This is a genomic window from Rhizobium sp. L43 (assembly GCF_002531725.1).
In the GTDB taxonomy this organism is placed as follows: domain Bacteria; phylum Pseudomonadota; class Alphaproteobacteria; order Rhizobiales; family Rhizobiaceae; genus Rhizobium.
In genome coordinates, this window is sequence record NZ_NWSQ01000023.1 from 18,407 (window position 1) to 38,042 (window position 19,636).

16 protein-coding genes and 1 riboswitch are annotated in these 19,636 nt (G+C 62.8%); of the genes, 5 read left to right on the forward strand and 11 right to left on the reverse strand.

The annotated features are described in order from the left end of the window. Positions 1-8: 8 nt before the first annotated feature. The 6 genes from CO667_RS25930 to CO667_RS25955 all read right to left on the reverse strand — a co-directional run bounded on the left by CO667_RS25930 (position 9) and on the right by CO667_RS25955 (position 7,837). A complete protein-coding gene (locus tag CO667_RS25930) occupies positions 9-1,178 on the reverse strand; it encodes a M20 aminoacylase family protein (RefSeq protein WP_097621154.1) in 1,170 nt (389 codons plus the stop codon). A 107-nt stretch (positions 1,179-1,285) separates the two neighbouring features. After that, entirely contained in the window at positions 1,286-2,791 is a 1,506-nt protein-coding gene (locus tag CO667_RS25935) for a tripartite tricarboxylate transporter permease (RefSeq protein WP_097621155.1), read from the reverse strand. Between the two features lie 9 nt (positions 2,792-2,800). Next, complete coding sequence (locus tag CO667_RS25940; RefSeq protein ID WP_097621156.1) at positions 2,801-3,262, reverse strand: tripartite tricarboxylate transporter TctB family protein; 462 nt, start codon at positions 3,260-3,262, stop codon at positions 2,801-2,803. 216 nt (positions 3,263-3,478) lie between these two features. After that, a complete protein-coding gene (locus tag CO667_RS25945; RefSeq protein ID WP_097621157.1) occupies positions 3,479-4,462 on the reverse strand; it encodes a tripartite tricarboxylate transporter substrate-binding protein in 984 nt (327 codons plus the stop codon). Between the two features lie 217 nt (positions 4,463-4,679). Further along, a complete protein-coding gene (locus tag CO667_RS25950; RefSeq protein ID WP_097621158.1) occupies positions 4,680-6,014 on the reverse strand; it encodes a sigma-54 dependent transcriptional regulator in 1,335 nt (444 codons plus the stop codon). Further along, entirely contained in the window at positions 6,011-7,837 is a 1,827-nt protein-coding gene (locus CO667_RS25955) for a sensor histidine kinase (RefSeq protein ID WP_280953252.1), read from the reverse strand. Before CO667_RS25955 ends, CO667_RS25950 begins: the two co-directional genes overlap by 4 nt. A gap of 159 nt (positions 7,838-7,996) precedes the next feature. Between CO667_RS25955 and CO667_RS25960 the strand changes: the two genes are divergently transcribed. After that, positions 7,997-8,659 (forward strand): sulfite oxidase-like oxidoreductase, encoded by a 663-nt coding sequence (locus tag CO667_RS25960; RefSeq protein ID WP_097621226.1) that lies wholly within the window; start codon positions 7,997-7,999, stop codon positions 8,657-8,659. Here the strand turns inward: CO667_RS25960 and CO667_RS25965 are convergent. The 3 genes from CO667_RS25965 to CO667_RS25975 form a co-directional block, all read right to left on the reverse strand. Then, a complete protein-coding gene (locus CO667_RS25965) occupies positions 8,644-9,276 on the reverse strand; it encodes a hypothetical protein (RefSeq protein ID WP_097621160.1) in 633 nt (210 codons plus the stop codon). The genes CO667_RS25960 and CO667_RS25965 overlap by 16 nt on opposite strands. 50 nt (positions 9,277-9,326) lie before the next feature. After that, positions 9,327-10,073: a CbtA family protein gene (locus tag CO667_RS25970; protein WP_097621161.1), complete on the reverse strand. Its 747-nt coding sequence runs from the start codon at positions 10,071-10,073 to the stop codon at positions 9,327-9,329. Positions 10,074-10,187: 114 nt separating this feature from the next. Further along, positions 10,188-10,397, reverse strand: coding sequence for a CbtB domain-containing protein (locus CO667_RS25975; protein WP_097621162.1), 210 nt, complete (start codon positions 10,395-10,397; stop codon positions 10,188-10,190). A 28-nt stretch (positions 10,398-10,425) separates the two neighbouring features. Then, positions 10,426-10,547, reverse strand: a riboswitch (cobalamin riboswitch). 83 nt (positions 10,548-10,630) lie between these two features. Between CO667_RS25975 and CO667_RS25980 the strand changes: the two genes are divergently transcribed. Then, positions 10,631-11,185 carry a histidine phosphatase family protein gene (locus tag CO667_RS25980; RefSeq protein WP_097621227.1) on the forward strand — a complete coding sequence of 185 codons (555 nt, stop codon included), beginning with the start codon at positions 10,631-10,633 and terminating at the stop codon, positions 11,183-11,185. Between the two features lie 418 nt (positions 11,186-11,603). Next, positions 11,604-13,175, forward strand: coding sequence for a bifunctional diguanylate cyclase/phosphodiesterase (locus CO667_RS25985; protein WP_097621163.1), 1,572 nt, complete (start codon positions 11,604-11,606; stop codon positions 13,173-13,175). Positions 13,176-13,184: 9 nt separating this feature from the next. Here the strand turns inward: CO667_RS25985 and CO667_RS25990 are convergent, their stop codons facing one another. Beyond that, entirely contained in the window at positions 13,185-14,783 is a 1,599-nt protein-coding gene (locus tag CO667_RS25990; protein WP_097621164.1) for an inorganic phosphate transporter, read from the reverse strand. Positions 14,784-15,064: 281 nt separating this feature from the next. Here CO667_RS25990 and CO667_RS25995 point away from each other — a divergent pair, with 281 nt between their 5' ends. Both CO667_RS25995 and CO667_RS26000 read left to right on the forward strand, forming a co-directional pair. Beyond that, positions 15,065-16,243 carry an acetate/propionate family kinase gene (locus CO667_RS25995; RefSeq protein ID WP_097621165.1) on the forward strand — a complete coding sequence of 393 codons (1,179 nt, stop codon included), beginning with the start codon at positions 15,065-15,067 and terminating at the stop codon, positions 16,241-16,243. Between the two features lie 71 nt (positions 16,244-16,314). Beyond that, positions 16,315-18,699, forward strand: a complete 2,385-nt coding sequence (locus CO667_RS26000; protein WP_097621166.1) for a phosphoketolase family protein — start codon at positions 16,315-16,317, stop codon at positions 18,697-18,699. Between the two features lie 44 nt (positions 18,700-18,743). On the opposite strand, the gene CO667_RS26005 is transcribed toward CO667_RS26000, so the two are convergent. Next, positions 18,744-19,634, reverse strand: coding sequence for a helix-turn-helix domain-containing protein (locus tag CO667_RS26005; protein WP_097621167.1), 891 nt, complete (start codon positions 19,632-19,634; stop codon positions 18,744-18,746). Between the last annotated feature and the right edge of the window lie 2 nt (positions 19,635-19,636).

Sequence of the window (19,636 nt, forward strand, 5' to 3'; positions counted from 1 at the left end):
CGCCAAGCTTACCCTTTCAACTCCCGCTCCACCAACGCTACCCAATAGGCAGCCCCATAACCAAGCGCCCCATCGTTGAAATCATAAGCCGTATTGTGATGCAGCGCCCCATCCACCGCCGGCCCGTTGCCGAGCCAGACGTAGCAACCCGGCGCATTCTGCGCGAAGAAAGCGAAGTCATCGCCTGCCGTCGACGGCGGAAAGCTTGTCTGCACCTTTTCGCCGAAGACCGAGCCGGCCGCTGCAAGCGCCCTCATTGTCACATCCGCGTCATTGATGACAGGTGGAATCCGTCGCTCGAATGCATAGTCCACGGCGATGCCATACATAGCAGCAGTACCATGCGCCAACCGCCCGATCTCGGTCTCCAGCTGATCCCGCACCGCGGGTGAATAGGCCCGCGCCGTCCCACCGATCTCCACGACATCCGGGATGACGTTCAGGGCCTTGGAATCACCCGCCTGCAGAAAACAGGTACTGACGACGGCCGGCTGCAGCGGATCGACCACGCGTCCGACGATCGTCTGCAGTGATGACAGGAAGGTGCCGGCGGCCGTGATCGGATCGCGACCGAGATGCGGCTTGGCGCCGTGCGTGCCGGTTCCCCGGAAGGTCATGCGCCAGCTATCGGAGGAAGCAAGCTGCGGCCCTTCGACGACGGCGATCTCGTCGATCGCAAGCCCAGGCATATTGTGCAGCCCGTAGACGGCGTCGCAGGGGAAAAGCTGGAACAGCCCCTCCTCGACCATGCGCTTCGCGCCGCCGCGCCCCTCTTCGGCCGGCTGGAAGATGAAATGCACCGTGCCGGAAAAACCCCGCGTCGCCGCAAGATGCCTGGCGGCGCCGAGGAGCATTGCCGTATGGCCGTCATGGCCGCAGGCGTGCATCTTGCCGGGCACGGTCGATTTATAGGGCCGCTCCGCTATCTCAGGCATGGCGAGCGCATCCATGTCGGCCCTGAGTCCGATCCTCCGCGCGCCATTGCCGACCTGCAGCGTACCGACCACACCGGTGCCGCCGAGGCCGCGATGCACTGTGATGCCGGCCTCTTCGAGAAGCCCGGCAACGATGCTGGCGGTGCGTTCTTCCTCAAAGCCAAGTTCGGGATGGGCATGCAGATCGCGGCGCAAAGCGGTGAGGAACGGCAGATCGTCCTTGATCCCAGTGGGAATGCTCATCGGGCAATGCTCCTGGGCCTGGATATCCCCTTCATGCGAAACGGGCGCCCGAACGGCGCCCGCGTCAGATCATCCCTTGTTCATCAAACAGGCCGCAAGTTCAACCCTCATGCTTCCTCGACGAACACCTCCTCGCGCTTCTTCTTGACGCTCGGCAGGAAGACGACGATGAGCACTGCGACGGCAATGGCCAGAAGCGTGGCGCTGATCGGCCGCGTGACGAAGGTGGTGGGATCGCCGCGCGACAGGATCATCGCACGCCGCAGGTTTTCCTCGAGCAGCGGCCCGAGCACGAAGCCGAGCAGCAGCGGCGCCGGCTCGCAGCGGAGCTTGGCCAGCACATAGCCGATGAGCCCGAAAAAGGCGACGGCGTAGAGGTCGTAGACATTGGCGTTGACGCTGTAGACCCCGATCGAGCAGAAGGCCATGATGATCGGGAAGAGCACGTAGTAAGGCACGGTCAACAGCTTCACCCAGAGCCCGATCAGCGGCAGGTTGAGGATGACGAGCATCAGGTTGCCAATCCACATCGAGGCGATGATGCCCCAGAACAGCGCCGGCTGCTCGGTGGCGACATTCGGCCCCGGCACGATGCCCTGGATGATCATCGCGCCGATCATCAGCGCCATGACCGGATTGGCCGGAATGCCGAGCGTCAGGAGCGGAATGAACGAGGTCTGCGCCCCGGCATTGTTGGCCGATTCCGGCCCCGCGACGCCGGCAACCGCCCCCTTGCCGAACTCCTGCGGCGTCTTCGACATGCGCTTTTCCACCGTATAAGAGGCGAAGGAGGCAAGGATGGCGCCGCCGCCCGGCAGGATGCCGAGCGCCGAGCCGATTGCCGTGCCGCGAATGACCGGCGCGATCATTTCCTTGAATTCCTGGCGCGAGGGCAAGAGGCCGGAGACCTTGGCCATCAGCACGGTGCGCGTCGACTCGCCCTCGAGATTACGCAGGATTTCCGCCACCCCGAAAACGCCGACCGCAAGCGCCACGAAGTTCAGCCCGTCGGCATATTCGCGGATGCCGAGCGTGAAGCGTGGCGTGCCGGTATAGATGTCGGTGCCGACGAGGCCGAGCAGCAGCCCGAGCGCCACCATCGCCAAGGCCTTGACGACGGAGCCGTGCGCCAGTGCGATCGAAGAGACCAGACCGACGATCATCAGCGAGAAATATTCCGCTGAGCCGAACTGCAGGGCGATCGCGGTCAGCGGCGGCGCGAAGATGGCGACGAGGAAGGTCGAGACCGTGCCGGCAAAGAACGACCCCAGTGCCGCGATCGCAAGCGCTGCGCCGGCCCGGCCCTTGCGGGCCATCTGGTAGCCGTCGATCGCGGTCACGGCCGAGGAGGATTCGCCCGGCATGTTGATCAGGATCGCCGTCGTCGAACCACCGTACTGCGCGCCGTAATAGATGCCGGCGAGCATGATCAGCGAGGAGACCGGTTCGAGCTGGAAGGTGATCGGCAAGAGCATGGCGATCGTCGCCGTGGCGCCAATACCGGGCAGCACGCCGATCAATGTACCGAGCAGCACGCCGATCAGGCAGAAGAGCAGGTTTTCCGGGGTGCCGGCTGTCGCAAAGCCGAGCGCGAGATTGCTGAAAAGATCCATCATCGCCTCCTAGAACCGGACCCAAGGGCCGAAGCGCTCGAACGGCAGGCCGAGCCCGTAGCTGAAGACCGCCACGGAAAAGACCGTCAGCAGCAGCGAAAGAATGATCGCGGAGAATACGTTCATCTTTTGCGATGCGAAGCAGGCGATGAAGGCTGTGAAGAACAGCGCCGGCGCAAATCCGAGCCCACGTACCGTCAGCCCGAAAAAGACCGGCGCCGGCAGAATGAAGAGCATGCCGCGCCAGGCCAAGGCGCCGATCGGCTCACCCTCGACGCGCAGCGCCTGAATGAAGATGATCGCGCCGAGAAGCACGAGCACACAGGCAAGCACCAGCGGGAAATAACCCGGTCCCATGCGCACGGCCGTGCCGAGGTCGAGCCCCAGCGACTGGATGGCGAAGAAGGCGCCGGTCGCGACGAAAAGCGCGCCGCAGATCGCATTGGTGCTATCGAAACTGATTGATTTCATGGTGTCTCCTGAAGTTGGAGATGGTTCGTGACGCGTTGCTGCAGTGGCTGCCCCTCATCCGCCTGCCGGCACCTTCTCCCCGTAAACGGAGAGAAGGGTACACACCGCAGCCTCTCCGTTCCCCGCCACGTCTCGCATGGCACGTCCCCTCTCCCCGTTTTTACGGGGAGAGGGCTAGGGTGAGGGGCTCTTTCGGCATGCCCGATGAGGTAATCCTCAGTCGGCATATTCGCCGGCAGCCTCGATCACCGTTTTCCAGCGGGTGATCTCGCTTTCGAGCTTGGCCTTCAACGCCGCCGGCGTCGCATCGGCGTCGGAAGACGGCGCCGTGCCGAGCTCGGCGAAGCGGGCGCCGACATTCGGATCCTTAAGCGCGACCTGCAGCGATTTCGACAGACGTTCGTTGATCGCAGCCGGCGTGCCCTTCGGCGTGTAGATGCCGTGCCAAATGCCGACTTCGAAGCCCGGCAGGCCGGCTTCGACCGCCGTCGGAATGTCCTTCATCACGTCAAGGCGCTTGGGCGAGGTCACGGCATAGGCCTTGATCGTGCCGCCCTGAATCTGCTTCGTCGTATTGGTCGTCTGGTCGCACATGACGTCGACCTGGCCGCCGAGCAGGTCGGTCATGGCAGGGCCGGTACCCTTATAGGGAACGGTCGTGAGCGGCGTCTGGATGGCGCTCATGAACATCATGCCGCAGAGATGCGAGGCGGCACCGATGCCGGCATTGGCGACCGTCACCTTGTCCTTGTTGGCCCTGATATAATCGATCAGCCCCTTGAGATCGGCCGGCTCCATGTCCTTGCGTGCGACGATCGTCATCGGCACCTCGGTGACGAGGCCGACATAATCGAAGGCGCCGAGCGTGTCGTAGGCGAGCTTGCGGTAGAGCGTGGCGCTGGTCGCCATGCCGATATGGTGCAGCAGGATGGTGTAACCGTCGGGATCGGCATTTGCCACGCGGCCGGCACCGAGCGTGCCACCGGCGCCGCCGACATTTTCGACGACGATCTGCTGGCCGAGATCCTTCGACATGGATTCGGCGACGAGACGTGCGACGGTGTCGGTCGGGCCGCCGGCCGCAAAGGGCACGACCATGGTGATGGTGCGTTCGGGATAGGTCTGCGCCGTAGCGGCGCCGGCGAGAAGAGAGACCGCTGCAGCCGCGGTCAGGCCGAGCATGGCCTTCAGGATTTTCATCGTTTCCTCCCTGATGAAATAAGCAAGCCCGCCGACACATCCTCCGCGCCGGTTGGGATGGCCTATTTGCCGCCGCGAAAAATCGGTCCGCAATGATCGCCGCCGCTTTCGAAGGAGGATTCTGCGAAAGTGCGATGCAGCATGGGTCGATTTGGAAACAAACGACCAATGCGATGGGTGGATTTCCACCCATCGCAGCAGGTTCAGCCGCCGCAATCTAGCCGTCGGTGGTCAGCATCCGCTTGTCGAGGCCGTATTTCTGCATCTTTTCGTAGAGGGTCTTGCGGGAAATGCCGAGTGACTCGTAGACCGGCCTGAGGCTGCCGCCATGCGCCACCAGCGCGCTGGCAATGACCCCTCGTTCGAACTCGGCGACCCGCTCCGCAAGCCCGGTCGCCTCCTCGGCCTGCCGCCCGCCATTGTCGAGGCCGAGAACCAGCCGGTCGGCGGCGTTCCTGAGTTCACGCACATTGCCCGGCCAGTCGCGCTGGGCAATGTCGGAGATCATCTCCGGCGGCACGGCCCCCTCGTCGCGGCCGTAGCGGGCGGCCGCCTCCCGTACCAGCTGCAGGAAAAGCAGCGGAATATCGGCCCGCCGCTGCGACAGCGAGGGCACATGCAACGTCGCGACATCAAGCCGGTAGAAGAGGTCGGCGCGGAAGCGCCCGGCCGCCACTTCCGCTTCCAGGTCGACCTTGCTCGTGGCGATGAAGCGCACGTCGAGCGCGACGACCTCGTTCGATCCGAGCCTTGTTATCACCCGCTCCTGCAGCACCCGCAGGAACTTCGCCTGCAGGTCGAAGGGCATGGAGCCGATCTCGTCGAGCAGGATGGTGCCGCCGCGCCCATGCTCGAACTTTCCGTAGCGCGGCCTCACCGCCCCCGGAAAGGCCCCAATCTCATGGCCGAAGAGCTCGCTCTCGATCAGGTTTGCCGGCAGCGCGGCGCAGTTGATCGCGATGAACGGCCGGCTCGCCCGGGCGCTGATATCGTGCAGCGCCCGCGCCACCACTTCCTTGCCGGCGCCGGTCTCGCCGACGATGAGCGTGTCGGCATCGCTCGCGCCGATCGCGCGGATGCGGTAGCGCAGATCCACCATCACCTGCGTGCGCCCCGGCAGCCGCGCCTCGATATCGTCACGCTTGCCGGCGACCGCCTTCAGCAGCCGGTTTTCGAGCACGAGGCTACGCCGTTCCATCGCCCGGCGGATGACGCCGGCGAGCATTTCGGGCGTGAACGGTTTCTCGATGAAATCATAGGCGCCTTCGCGCATCGCCTTCACCGCCAGCTGCACGTCGCCATGGCCGGTGACGAGAATGACCGGCACCTCCGTGTCGAGTTCGCGGATCTTCTGCATCAGTGTCATGCCGTCCATGCCGGGCATGCGGATGTCGCTGACGACGACGCCGGGAAAGCTGTAGCCGATCAGCTCGAGCACATGGTCGCCGTTCGAAAAGGTCTCGACGCTGAAGCCGGAGAGCTCCAGCGCCTGCGCCGTCGAGCGGCGCAGTTCCTCCTCGTCGTCAACCAGCAGGATCTTCGCATCGTTCATTCCGCTGCCTCCGGCATCAGCCCCGCCGCCGACTGCAGCTCGATGCGGAACACCGCACCCCCTTCGGGATGATTGGCCGCAGTGAGGCTGCCGCCGAAGTCCTTGATGATGTTATAGGAGATCGAAAGCCCGAGACCGAGTCCCTTGCCGACGCCCTTGGTCGTGAAGAAGGGATCGAAAATGCGCTCGGCGATCGCCGCCGGCACACCCGGCCCGTGGTCGCGTATCGTCAGCACCACCTTGCCGGCCTCCTCGAAGGCGCAAACCTCGATGCGCCTGTCGTCCAGCCCTTCCACCGCATCGGCCGCATTCGAGATCACATTCACCAGCACCTGCTGCAGGCGCACCGAACCGGCGCGCACGACAGGCGGCCGGCCCCCCAGATTAAGCCGGAGCTCGGCATCCGCCGCCTTCAGCCGCCAGGCGATGATCTCGAGCGTGTCATGCATCGCCTCGTCGAGAGAAACCGACCCGAGCTTCTCGTTCGGTTTGCGAGCAAAGTTGCGCAGGTGCCGGCTGATCGCGGCCATGCGGTCGATGAGCCCGCCGATACGCTTAATATTGTCCCGCGCCTCCTCCGTCCGCCCACGATCGATGAGAACGGAGGCGCTGTCCGTATAGGTCTTGGCAGCGGCGAGCGGCTGGTTGAACTCGTGCGAAAGCGCAGCCGACATCTGCCCGAGCCCGGCGAGCTTGCCGGCCTGGATCAGATCGGCCTGTGTCTGGCGAAGCTGCTGCTCGGTCAGCCGCCGTTCGGCGATCTCTTCTTCGATGCGGCTGTTGACGCGGGCAAGATCGGCCGTGCGCTCATCGACGCGCCGCTCCAGCTCGTTGCGGGCGTCGGCCTGCATCTGCATGCGCTCGGCAAGCCGCGCCCGCCGCTGGCGAATGACCGCGACCGCGAGCCCGGCAATGCAGAGGATGAGAAAGACAGCCGCAAGCGCCGTGCGCGCCTGGGCACGGATGGAACTCGTCTCCATCAGCACGTTCACCGTCCAGTCCTCGGCCGGCATATAATGCGATAGCACCAGATATTCGCTCGAGCCACGCTCGCCGGCCAGCGTCATCAGTTCGTGTGGCTCGAAGCGCTGACGTGTCACCGGCAGCGCCGTCAGCCTGGCATTGGCATAACGCCGCGACGCTTCCGTGCGTGCGATGCGGTCGGCCGTCAGCGGCAGGATGGCGCCGTAGAGCCATTCCGGGCTGCCGGACATGAAGATGATGCCCTCCGGATCGGAGACGAAGATCTTGTATTCGCCGCCGCCCCAGGAGGATTCGATCATGTCGATATCGACCTTGAAGACGATGACGCCGCGAATAGCCGCGCCGATCCGGATCGGCGCGGCAAAATAATAGCCACGCTTCAGCGAGGTTGTGCCGAGCGCGTAGAACCGCGCCTGCCGGCCTTCGATCGCATCCTGAAAATAGGGCCGGTAGCTGAAATTCTGTCCGACGAAGCTTGCCGGTCCATCATAGTTGCTCGCCGCGATCGTCTCTCCATCGGGCTTGACCACATAGATATCGGAGGATTTCAGCAGCCCGTTGATCTCCTTGAGATAGAGATTGGCGGCATCGCGCAGCGCCGTATCCTCGGGCGCGCTGAGCAGTTCCTTGATGTCCTCGTGATCGGCAATCAGCGCCGGCAGCGCCTCGTAGCGGTTGAGGTGACCGCTGAGCGCCGAGACAGCAAGGCGCAGCGCCGTTCCCGCCTGCGCCGAGGCTTCCGCCATATAGGCGCGCGTCGCAATCGCGCTTCCATAGGTGAAGAAGGCGAAGGTGATCACCGGCACGACGAGCAACGCCGCTATCGCACGATATCGCAAAGACAGATCCGGCTCCTCCCCTTTCTGCCTCCACTCCCCAGCGAGGCATACCCGACAGCGCCGAGTTTAATAACCCCGGCAAGGTTTTCCAAGGGCCTGCCGAAACTTGACACCCGGCAAGGGCGGATGTCCTATTGCCGCATCGCAAGGAACCCCGCCATGAGCGACAACCCGACGCCCGCCGACAGCAAGCTCACCACATCCAAGCGTCGCTGGGCGGCCGAGGGCAAGTTTCTGACCGGCCGCATCAGCCGTCCCGAAGCCGAGCGCCTGCCGCCCGGCCAGCATCTCGTCAAGAACTGGCCGGTGCTCGATCTCGGCCAGCAGCCCGTTATCTCCACAGATAGCTGGCGGCTCGAGGTGCGCGGCCTCGTCGATACGCCACTCACCCTCACCTGGGCGGCCTTCCAGGCGATCGAGCAGAGCACTGGGGTGAGCGACATCCACTGCGTCACCACATGGTCGCGCTACGACAACAAATGGAAGGGCGTCTCGACGCGCGATCTGCTCGACCTCGCCATGCCGAAGCCCGAAGCCGGTTACGTCATGCTGACCAGTTATGACGGCTATACCACCAACCTGCCGCTTTCCGATTTCGCCGCCGAGGACGCGATCCTTGCCACCGCCTGGGAAGGCCTGCCGCTGACGCCGGATCACGGCGGCCCGATGCGCCTGGTCGTGCCGCATCTCTATTTCTGGAAAAGCGCCAAATGGCTGCGCCGCATCGAATTGATGCCGGACGACGAAGCCGGCTTCTGGGAAAAGAACGGCTACCATATGTATGGCGATCCGTGGCGCGAGCAGCGCTATTCCGACGATTGAGCCTTCGGCCGCAGCAGGCGGCGAAGCGCAAAAAACCCAACGCCGAACAATGCGGCAAGCCCCGTCAACGACGCCATGCTGGCTGGATGAAACGGTACCTTGCTCCAGTGCGGCTTGACGACATCGGCGGTGTTGAAGGCCTCGCCGCTGAACCGGCAGGTGACGAGTGCCAGGCCGCGCCGCACCATGTCCGCATCGACCGCAGAAATGATGTCACCCGCCGCAGCGCTCTCCCGCGGCATCTCGCGCATCGAAAGCAAGACGGCCTTGGTCGCTGCGAGATGGGCATGGGCGCATTCGTTGAACGGGCTCTCCTCGTCCGTCACGCTGCCCGGCATCCGGCCCCATAGACAATAGGAATACTGGATTTGGGCATAGTTCAGCACGCGGCGGAACCGCTCGTTTGTATCGACCGCTTGCGACGCAAGCTCGATGATCCCACTGCGATAGTCTGAAATCACCGCCATCTCACCATGGGAAATCTCCGGGATATCCAGCCCGGCATGGCTGCCGTCGCCGCTGCGGCTATGGGCAAAGGCGCTTCCGGCAACCACACAAAAAAAGGCGGCGCTGGCAAACGCCGTCGACAGGAGCGATATGGTTCTGCTGCTTTTCATGCTTGCCCGGAAAGTTCAGGGCGCCGGCAAAGCGGCGCCCTTCGATACGTTCAATGAAAAGCCGTGGCCGGCCGACCTCTTTGCCCGCCCTTAACGGCAAGCCGCTTTTCCGCCAGCGCTCCGAAGGCAAGGCCCAAGGTTGCCCAAAGGATCATATGCATGCCGAGCGTTGTCGTGCGGAACCGCCAGAGCACCATCGCCGAGAAGTTCTCCGGCACCTCGTTGATCGGCGGCAGCAGATAAAGCACGACACCGATGAAAACGAGATAGGCGATGCCGGCAATGATCGCACCATTCCAGAGACCGAAACGCTCGGTAAGGCGGCGCGACAGTGCCACTCCGGCAACCAGCGCAGCGAGCGAGACGACGATCATCAGGAAAAACAGCTCGGTCCTGACGCCGATCGTGTCGGGATTGCCGACTGCCGGCGGGTTGGCCGGATATTTGATCCCGGGAACGAGGACGATCGCCACGAAAGCGGCAATCGCGATGACGGCCGAAGTGCCGCGCGCCGAAAGGTTGCTGAAGCGCCCATGCACGAAAGCGAAGGCGAGTGCGAAGAGCCCGCCGACGGCCACGCTATAGGCCATGACGCCGATAAAGAGCCCCGGCCCCGCCTGGGTGGCGCGGCTGACGATCTCAGGTTCGGCAACCACGCCAGCAGCCTGCGCCGCCGCCTCTTCGAAGGCGATGGCCGCATCGACGAGCGGTTCGCCGAAGAAACGTGCAAAGGCAAAAACCAGGATGCCAGCAATTACGCCCGCGATCATGCCGCGAAGCAGAAGATTTCCAACCATGTGAGACCCTCCCCTAAAGCACGTCGCACAAAAGCGTTCGGCGGTTTTGCGATGACGACATGCAAAAACAAAAACTAAAACGTATCTCGCGGATCTGGAAGATCGCGACGCGCTCTAGTGGCAGGGGAAGCCGAGAAGGTGGCGGGCGTCATGAACGAATTCATGTACATACATGCCGTTGAACAGCGCCATCGCGCCTTCCTCGGTACCGACGAAATAGAGGACGATGAGCATCAGCAGGCCGCCGAAGATCGCCCAGGGCAGGATCTCTCCTACGGGGATCGGCGCCGGTACTGCTGCGGGCGCGAAAGTGGTGTCAGACATGTATTCCTCCGGGAATGACGCGTTCAGTCGAAAGAGTGCTTATGCAGGTGGGTCTGACTTCCAGCGCGAAGAGCTTTCGACACGCTGGTCACAGTGGCGCGACCGTGCCGGATTTCCACCGGCTTCCAAACCCGCAACAGCACGGTTATATCTGCACGCCGAAGAGACTGTCAACGAAACTTCACAAGCCGGCAAAGGACGCTGGAGCCGCATTCCGGGGGATCAGAACGATGGTGAATACGCGCCTCACCTGGATCTGCCACGGCGCGACGATGGCAAGCCGCAAAGCTCTGTTTCCGCTCGACGAACCGCTGGAAGACAAGGCGGCGGAAGAAGCGGGCAGGATGGCCGCCCCTCCCCGCGCCGACCGCGTTTCCACGAGCCCCGCCTTGCGCGCCCGCCAGACGGCGGAAGCGCTTCGCCTTGAAGCCCGGATAGATCAGGCGCTTCGCGATTGCGATCATGGCCGCTGGGCCGGCAGATCGATCACCGCGGTCGAGGCAGACGAGCCGGAGAACCTCATGGCCTGGATGAGCGATCCGGAAGCTGCCCCGCATGGCGGCGAGAGCCTTATTGATCTCAGCACACGGGTCGCCGGGTGGATGGACAATGAATCCAGCCTCGGCGGCCATGTGATCGCCGTCAGCCACGCGGCAGTCATCCGGGCGGCGGTGGCGCATGTGCTTCAGGCGCCACTCCCTTCCTTCTGGCTGAGCGACGTCGAACCACTCGCCGTCATTCACATGACCAGTAATGGCCGGCGCTGGTCTTTACGCTTTCCGCATTAGAGCCCGAGGCCGCTGTAACGCTTTGAATCGCTGCATAAACTTATCCAGCCTTACACAAGCAAATCGCGTCATCTCTATTGAACCCGGTTTGGCGGGGACTACTTCCTTATCCCAAGGAGATGGAAGAATGACATATGATTGGAGTGGGGAGCGCACGCGACGCTTGCGTTTGATGCGTTTTGCCACAGTCACAGTTCTGGTCGGTCTCATCGTCAGCGTCCCGCTGCTGATCGTCACCGCCTGAAGCACGAAAAGGGCGAGCGGTGCCATGGCACGCTCGCCTTCGTTCTTTCCGCGCCCGCCAGTCTCTCGACGGTACAGCACCAGGCTGCCGCCTCCGATAATTCGCCTTCTGGTTTCAACAAACATTTCAGACTTTCGTGCTACTTCCGCGAAGGGTGGAGATGGAGAAGGCGTAGTGCCGGTATTTTTCCAGAGCAGGGCCGGAAGGCAATGTGTGTCGATCATCGGGTTCGGGATCACTCTCTGGCTCCTCGGCACGCTGCTGCAACTCGACGACAGCCTTGTCTTCTTCATGACCGGCTTCGGCGAATACGGCGCCGACAAGCTTGTTCTGGCGCTCGGCATCGCCGGTGCCATGAGCTTCATCTATTCGGTGCTTCGCATCGCCGACCTGCGCAAGGAAACGGAACAGCGCGCCGTCGCCCAGGCAAAGGCCGATTGGACCGCAACCCACGACCACCTGACCAAATTGCCGAACCGCTACGCCTTCGAGCGCAAGATTCTCTCACGGCCGATCAAGACCGACGAGGAGGAGATCGAGGAGTGGGACCGCAACGTCACCCTCTTCTCCGTCGACCTCGACGGCTTCAAGAAAGTCAACGATCTCGTCGGCCACAAGGGCGGCGACGTCCTGCTGATCGAGGTTGCCAGACGGATCTGCGCGCTCGGCAATGCCGATTGCGTCTATCGCTTCGGTGGCGACGAATTCATCATCGTCGCCTTCGCCCTGACGGCGCAACGCGAGGAGCGTTTTGCCAAGCTTTTGATCCAGGCCGTTACCCGGCCGATCCATATCGATGGCTTTGCCGTCGAAGTCGGCGCCAGCGTCGGCTATGACCGCTGGGTCGAGGGAGCCGAACCGCTTGAGGATGCCGCCCATCGTGCCGACCTCGCCATGTACGAGGCGAAATCACGCGGCCCCAACCACTATTTCGTCTTCGAACCTTCGATGCAAGATAGGGTAACGGAACGCGCCGCCCTGGAAACCAGGCTGCGGGCCGCAATTTCCAGCAAGGCGATCAAACCCTTCTATCAGCCGCTGATCGACCTGAAGTCCGGCCAGCTCTGTGGCTTCGAGGCCTTGGCGCGCTGGATCGGCGATGATGGCGTCAACATCCCGCCGCCTGTCTTCATCGATATCGCCGAAGAGACGGGCATGATCACCGCGTTGTTCGAGGATCTTCTCGCCCAAGCCTGCAGCGACGCACTCACCTGGCCGGAGCATGTGACCTTGTCCTTCAACGTCTCGCCGGTGCAGATGGAAGACAGGCTGCTGACTTCGCGCATCCTCAAGGTTCTGTCCGCAAGCCGGCTGCCGCCGCAGCGCCTGGAAGTGGAGATCACCGAAAATGCCTTGATCCAGGATCCCGCCATCGCCGCCGTCGTTCTCGACGAACTGCACGCGGCCGGCATCCAGATCGCCCTCGACGATTTCGGCACCGGCTATTCGAGCCTCGCCCAGCTCGCCCGCTACCGTTTCGACAAGATCAAGATCGACAAAAGCTTCATCGCCACCTATCACGACGACGAACGCCAGGAAAAGATCGTCCGCGCCATGCTCGGCCTCGGCCGGAGCCTCAACATCAAAACAACAGCCGAAGGCGTCGAGGAGCATAGCCAGCTCGCCTTCCTGCTGCAGCTTGGCTGCGATATCGGCCAGGGCTATCTCTTCGGCAAGGCGATGCCCGCCGCCGAGGCGGGCATCTTCATCAGCGATCGCAATGCCAGTCTGGCCTCAACGGCCTGACGGAGCGCCTTAGAAAAGCTGGCGCAGGATCACGAACAGCACGAAGGCGATCGCGATCGAAGCCGGCAGCGTCAGCACCCAGGCCATCAGCATGTTGCGCACGGTCGACCATTGCAGGCCGGAACCATTCGCCGCCATGGTGCCGGCAACGCCTGACGACAGAACATGGGTGGTCGAGACCGGCAGGCCGAGATGATCGGCCGAGGCGATGGTGACCATCGCCACGATTTCGGCAGCCGCGCCCTGGCCGTAGGTCAGATGCGTCTTGCCGATCTTCTCGCCGACGGTGACGACGATGCGCTTCCAGCCCACCATCGTGCCGAGACCGAGCGCGATCGCCACCGCCACCTTCACCCAGAGCGGGATGAACTTCGTCGCATTGTCGACCGCCTTGTGGTAGTTCGTCACTGCCGAGAGATCGCCAGCGTCCATCGGCAGCAGCTTCTGCTTGTCGATCAGCTTCAGCGCCTCGCCGATCAGGTAGATGTCGTTACGGACGTTGCCGACGAGATTGGTCGGCACCGCTTCCAGCGTCGGGAAGGCGGCGACTTCGGCGCTCGTCTGATGGATATATTGCTGCAGGGCCGGCGTCGTCGCATCCGTCCAGGTCTTGTTCTTGACGGCGTTGCTGACTTCGGCCTTGTAGTCGGTGACGGTCACGCCGGGCTTCACATATTTGCCGAGCGCGGTTTCCACCTGAACCGATGCCGACTTGTAGGCTTCGAGATAGTTGACATCGGGCGTGCGGTTCAGCGCGAAGGCGGTCGGCACGAGGCCGATCAGGATGAGCATGATCAGGCCCATGCCCTTCTGGCCGTCGTTGGAGCCGTGGGCGAAGCTGACGCCGGTGCAGGTGAAGATCAGGATCGCACGGATCCAGAGCGGCGGCGGCTGATTGCCCTTCGGTTCGTCATAGAGCGCCTTGTTGCGCACCAGAACCTTCATGACCAGCAGAAGCACGGCAGAAAGACCGAAGCCGATCAGCGGCGAGATCAAAAGCGACAGGCCGATATTGGTCGCCTGCGACCAGTCGACGCCGCTCGTCGCCGTGCCTGCCGGCGCCAGGAACTGGTTGGCGAGGCCGACGCCGATGATCGATCCGACAAGCGTATGCGAGCTCGACGACGGCAGGCCGAGATACCAGGTGCCGAGGTTCCACACGATCGCGGCGATCAACAGCGCGAAGACCATGGCAAGGCCGGAACCGGAGCCGACCTGCAGGATCAGTTCCACCGGCAGCAGCGCCAGAATGCCGAAGGCAACGGCGCCGCTCGAGGTCAGCACGCCGAGGAAGTTGAAGAAACCCGACCAGATGACGGCGAATTCCGCCGGCAGGGAACGGGTGTAGATGACGGTGGCGACGGCATTGGCCGTATCGTGGAAACCGTTGACGAATTCGAAGCCGAGCGCGATCAGCAGCGCAAGGCCTAAGAGAATCCAGGGAACGGCAACTGCGGTCAGGTCGCGGGTGAGTGCATAGGCGACATATCCGAGGCCGCAGACCAGAACGAGTGCGAAGAGCGGCAAGAACCATTTGCCGGATGAATTCGAACTGTGGAGCGGGTGGGAAGCGTCGCTATGAACCTGGCTGGGGGCAATATCGGCCATGGCATAGTTCCTTATTCCGTTTTGCAAATTTGCCTTTTGTTAATAATTCCGCAGCGTGAAGCTCTCATGACGCCCCGCCTGCCTCTCCCCGTAAGGCACTGACATCAGGCAATATTAGTCGTCACACGCTGTCCGCCCTACGGATGAAAATACCCCGTCGCACGCCCCACCGACCGGAATGACGGGCCGGGAGCGACAAAAACACGCGACCGGCGAATAAATGCCTTTCCGTCCGAAGCCCCGGCGCTAAGTTCGGCATCTTGACGCGGAGTCTTCGAAACATGCCATCGACCGATCTCCTCCTGACCTTCAATGCCGGCTCCTCGACCGTCAAGATCGGCATCTTCGCGATGGATGGCGCTGCGGCCCGGCGCATCGGCAAGGGTGTGATCGATTTTCGCGCCGAGCCGCTCTCGCTCGGCCTGACGAAGGGATCGCAGACATTCGACATGCCATTGAAGGCCGAAGTGACGGATGACCTGCACGGCGTCATCGACGAGGTTTTCGCGCTTCTCGCCGATCATTTCGATATGACCGCCACACGCGCCGCCGGCCATCGCGTCGTCCATGGCGGCGACCGCTTCACCAAGGCGATCGCCCTCGACGCCGCCGCGATCGATGCCGTCGATGCGCTGACCCCGCTTGCGCCGCTGCACCAGCCGCAGGCGCTGCGTTTCATCCGCGCACTCCGGCATCTGAAGCCGCATCTTGCCCAGACCGCCTCCTTCGACACCGCCTTCCATGCCACGCAGGACGATCTCGTTCGCCGCTTCGCGATTCCCCGTGCCCTGCATGAAGAAGGTATCAAGCGTTACGGCTTCCACGGCCTTTCCTACAAATTCATCGCCGCTGAGCTTGCCAGCAAGGCGCCGCGCGCGGCAAAGGCCGTCGTCGCCCATCTCGGCAGCGGCGCCAGCCTCTGTGCGCTGGATCAAGGCGTCAGTCGCGATTGCAGCATGGGCTTTTCGACGCTCGACGGCATTCCGATGGCGACGCGCCCCGGCTCACTCGATCCCGGCGTCATCCTGCATCTGGCCGGTGAGAGAGAACAGTCCTTCGAGGAGATCGAAGACCTGCTCTACCACCGCTCCGGCCTGCTCGGCGTTTCCGGCATCAGCGCCGATACGCGCGAGCTCTTGAAGGACGGGCGGCCGGAGGCACGCCAGGCGATCGACCTTTTGACCCTGCGCATCGCCGGCGAAATCGGCCGCATGGCGGCAACGCTGAACGGCCTCGACACGGTCGTCTTCACCGCCGGCATCGGCGAGCATCAGCCGGAGATCCGCGCCGGCGTGGCGAAACGACTGTCCTGGCTCGGCCTTACGATCGACGAAAAGGCCAATGCCGCCAATGATTTCGCGATCGGCAGCGGGGAAAGCCGCATCGCCGCCCATGTCATCGCCGCCGATGAGGAACAGGTCATCGCCGACGAGGCGCTGTCTATTCTTCGCGGTGACTGATCCAGATCAACGGCAATTCGGCGCCGGCCGGTAGAATTGCCGTCGAACAGGTTTTCGAACGGGAGAAACCGATGGAAAAGCATGTCTCGACCGCCGCTCTGACCGATGCCGAACTCACCCTGATCGACCGCTACTGGCGGGCCGCCAACTATCTCTCCGTCGGCCAGATCTACCTGCTGGCCAATCCCCTGCTGCGCGAGCCGTTGAAAGCGGAGCACATCAAATCCCGCCTGCTCGGCCATTGGGGCACGACACCCGGCCTGAATTTCATCTATGCGCATCTCAACCGCCTGATCTGCGCCCGCGACCTCGACATCATCTACATGTGCGGCCCCGGCCATGGCGGGCCGGGCATGGTGGCCAATACCTATCTCGAAGGCACCTATAGCGAAATCTATCCCGGTATTTCCGAGGATACGGAAGGCATGCGCAAGCTCTTCCGGCAATTCTCTTTCCCCGGCGGCATCCCGAGCCATGCAGCACCCGAAACGCCGGGCTCGATCCACGAGGGCGGCGAACTCGGCTATGCCCTCGTCCATGCCTATGGCGCCGCCTTCGACAATCCCGATCTGGTCGTCGCCTGCGTCGTCGGCGACGGCGAGGCCGAAACCGGGCCGCTCGCTGCCAGTTGGCATTCCAACAAATTCCTCAATCCCGCCCGCGACGGCGCCGTGCTGCCGATCTTGCATCTGAACGGCTACAAGATCGCCAACCCGACCATTCTCGGCCGCACCGGTGATGACGACCTCAAGCGTCTCTTCGAAGGCTATGGCTACGAACCCTTCTTCGTCGAGGGGCATGAGCCGCGCGACATGCACCAGCAGATGGCCGCAACCCTGGACAAGGTGTTCGACAGCATCCGGGAGATCCAGAGGCAAGCCCGTGACGGCAAGGCCGCAGAGGCCTGCCCGCGCTGGCCGATGATCGTACTGCGCAGCCCGAAGGGCTGGACCGGCCCGAAGGAAGTCGACGGCAAGAAGGTGGAGGGCTTCTGGCGCGCCCATCAGGTGCCGGTCTCCAACTGCCGCGAGAATGACAGCCATCGCAAGATCCTCGAGGACTGGATGCGTGGCTATGATCCGGAAGACCTGTTCGGCGCCGACGGCCGGCTGAAACCGGAACTGCGCGCGCTGGCACCCGCCGGCGAACGCCGCATGGGCGCCAATCCGCACGCCAATGGCGGCTTGCTGCGTAGGGAACTGGATGTTCCCGATATACGCGACTATGCGGTCGATATCGGCAAGCGCGGCAGCGCCATGGTGCAGTCGACGGAGATTCTCGGCCATTACCTGCGCGACACGATGAAGCGCAACGCGGAGGCCGCCAACTTCCGCATCTTCGGCCCCGACGAGACGGAATCGAACCGCCTCGGCAGCGTCTTCGAAGTTACCGACCGCGTCTGGATGGAAGGAATCGAACCCTATGACGTCCACCTCTCCCGGGACGGGCGCGTCATGGAGGTGCTCTCCGAACATCTCTGCCAGGGCTGGCTGGAAGGCTACCTCTTGACCGGCCGGCACGGCCTGTTCTCCTGCTACGAAGCCTTCATCCACATCATCGATTCCATGTTCAACCAGCACGCCAAATGGCTGAAGGTGACGCGCGAACTCGAATGGCGAAAGCCGATCTCATCGCTGAATTACCTGCTGACCTCGCATGTCTGGCGTCAGGACCATAACGGCTTCAGCCATCAGGACCCCGGTTTCGTCGATCTCGTCGCCAATAAGAAGGCCGACATCGTCCGCATCTATCTGCCGCCGGATGCCAATACCCTGCTCTGGGTCGGGGACCATTGCCTTCGCACCTATGACCGCGTCAACGTCATCGTCGCCGGCAAGCAGCCTGAGCCGCAATGGCTGTCGATGGGCGAAGCGGTGAAACATTGCGAGGCCGGCATCGGCATCTGGCACTGGGCGGGCAACGAGGACGCCGCCGCCTCCCCCGATCTCGTCATGGCCTGCGCCGGCGATGTGCCCACAATGGAGACGCTCGCCGCCGTCGACCTGCTGCGCAAGGCCATCCCGGAGCTGAAGATCCGTACCGTCAACGTCGTCGATCTGCTGGCGCTGCAATCAAAGGATCAGCATCCGCACGGCCTGACCGACGCGGCTTTCGACGCGATCTTCACATCAGACAAGCCTGTCATTTTCGCCTATCACGGCTATCCCTATCTCATTCACCGCCTGACCTACAAACGCACCAATCACCACAACATCCACGTCCGCGGCTTCATCGAAGAAGGCACGACGACGACGCCCTTCGACATGACCGTCCTCAACGAACTCGACCGCTTTCATCTCGCCATCGAAGCCATCGAGCGTATGCCCGGCCTGAAGGAAAAAGCAGGCGAAGCGCTCGCCGCCTTCCGCGGCAAGCTTGCGGAGCATCGCGACTATGTCCGCGAATATGGCGAGGACATGCCGGAGGTGCGGGACTGGAAATGGCCGGCGGCGTAATGGATCCGAGGCTTGCGAATGCGCCTGAGGTGAATGCCCGAAACCTACGCGCCCTCGAGCCGGACCTTCTCCTTCACGCGCCAGACCCGCGGCGTTTCTCCGGTGTATTTGAGGAAGAAACGCGAGAAATAAGCGGGATCGGCAAAACCGAGCCGAAATCCGATCTCCTGGACGCTGCCGAGTGTAAAGACCAACTGGCGTTTCGCCTCCTCGATGAGTTTGCCGGCGAGCAATTCATGGGGAGTGTTGCCGGTCATCGACCGGACGATACGGGTCAGATGCGTCGGCGAAACGCCAAGCTCCCTGGCGTAGAAGGAAGCGGGCTTGTGCGATCGGAAATGGCGCTGAATGAGTTCGTTCAGCATTTCCAGCCGCCGCTCGTTCTCGTCGGGCGGAAGCTCGTGCGTGTTTCCCTGATGGGAAATCCTCGCTGTCAGCCTGAGCGCCAAGGCGACATAGGCAGCCAACACCTCGTTGCGGCCGCTGCGCCGGTTTTCGAATTCGTCGCCCAGCCGCCGCAACGTCTGCATGACATAGGCCGCCTCGGCATTCTCAGGAGCGAGCGGCGTCAGATGCGGTGTCGCCAGCCATTCGCCGAGCTGGCTTTTATCGCCGAGCGGATGGCTGAGATGGGATCTCAATAGGGTGATCACCAGGCCGTCGATATCGCGTGAAAAACGAAAGCCGTGATTGAGCCCGGGCGGCACCGTGATGACTGCCGGCGGCCGGATGGCATGGCTCTTTTCACCGAAGATCGCATCGCCCGAACCGCCTTCGATGTACAATATCTGAAAGAAACTTTCGTGGCGGTGCAGGCGAATTTCCCATTGATGCAGGCTGCTGCGGGAGCGAATTGTTTCGCAATGCAACCAAAAATCCGGCCCTCGGCCAGTATTCTCGCCGTAAAGCTCGTAGGTAGGAACATGTCTGCTCATAA

Excerpts from the sequence above, each read along its gene's own strand:
- CO667_RS25930 (WP_097621154.1), bottom strand. The coding sequence starts at position 1,178 with ATGAGCATTCCCACTGGGATCAAGGACGATCTGCCGTTCCTCACCGCT.
- CO667_RS25935 (WP_097621155.1), bottom strand. The coding sequence starts at position 2,791 with ATGGATCTTTTCAGCAATCTCGCGCTCGGCTTTGCGACAGCCGGCACC.
- CO667_RS25940 (WP_097621156.1), bottom strand. The coding sequence starts at position 3,262 with ATGAAATCAATCAGTTTCGATAGCACCAATGCGATCTGCGGCGCGCTT.
- CO667_RS25945 (WP_097621157.1), bottom strand. The coding sequence starts at position 4,462 with ATGAAAATCCTGAAGGCCATGCTCGGCCTGACCGCGGCTGCAGCGGTC.
- CO667_RS25950 (WP_097621158.1), bottom strand. The coding sequence starts at position 6,014 with ATGAACGATGCGAAGATCCTGCTGGTTGACGACGAGGAGGAACTGCGC.
- CO667_RS25960 (WP_097621226.1), top strand. The coding sequence starts at position 7,997 with ATGAGCGACAACCCGACGCCCGCCGACAGCAAGCTCACCACATCCAAG.
- CO667_RS25965 (WP_097621160.1), bottom strand. The coding sequence starts at position 9,276 with ATGAAAAGCAGCAGAACCATATCGCTCCTGTCGACGGCGTTTGCCAGC.
- CO667_RS25970 (WP_097621161.1), bottom strand. The coding sequence starts at position 10,073 with ATGGTTGGAAATCTTCTGCTTCGCGGCATGATCGCGGGCGTAATTGCT.
- CO667_RS25975 (WP_097621162.1), bottom strand. The coding sequence starts at position 10,397 with ATGTCTGACACCACTTTCGCGCCCGCAGCAGTACCGGCGCCGATCCCC.
- CO667_RS25990 (WP_097621164.1), bottom strand. The coding sequence starts at position 14,783 with ATGGCCGATATTGCCCCCAGCCAGGTTCATAGCGACGCTTCCCACCCG.
- CO667_RS25995 (WP_097621165.1), top strand. The coding sequence starts at position 15,065 with ATGCCATCGACCGATCTCCTCCTGACCTTCAATGCCGGCTCCTCGACC.
- CO667_RS26000 (WP_097621166.1), top strand. The coding sequence starts at position 16,315 with ATGGAAAAGCATGTCTCGACCGCCGCTCTGACCGATGCCGAACTCACC.
- CO667_RS26005 (WP_097621167.1), bottom strand. The coding sequence starts at position 19,634 with ATGAGCAGACATGTTCCTACCTACGAGCTTTACGGCGAGAATACTGGC.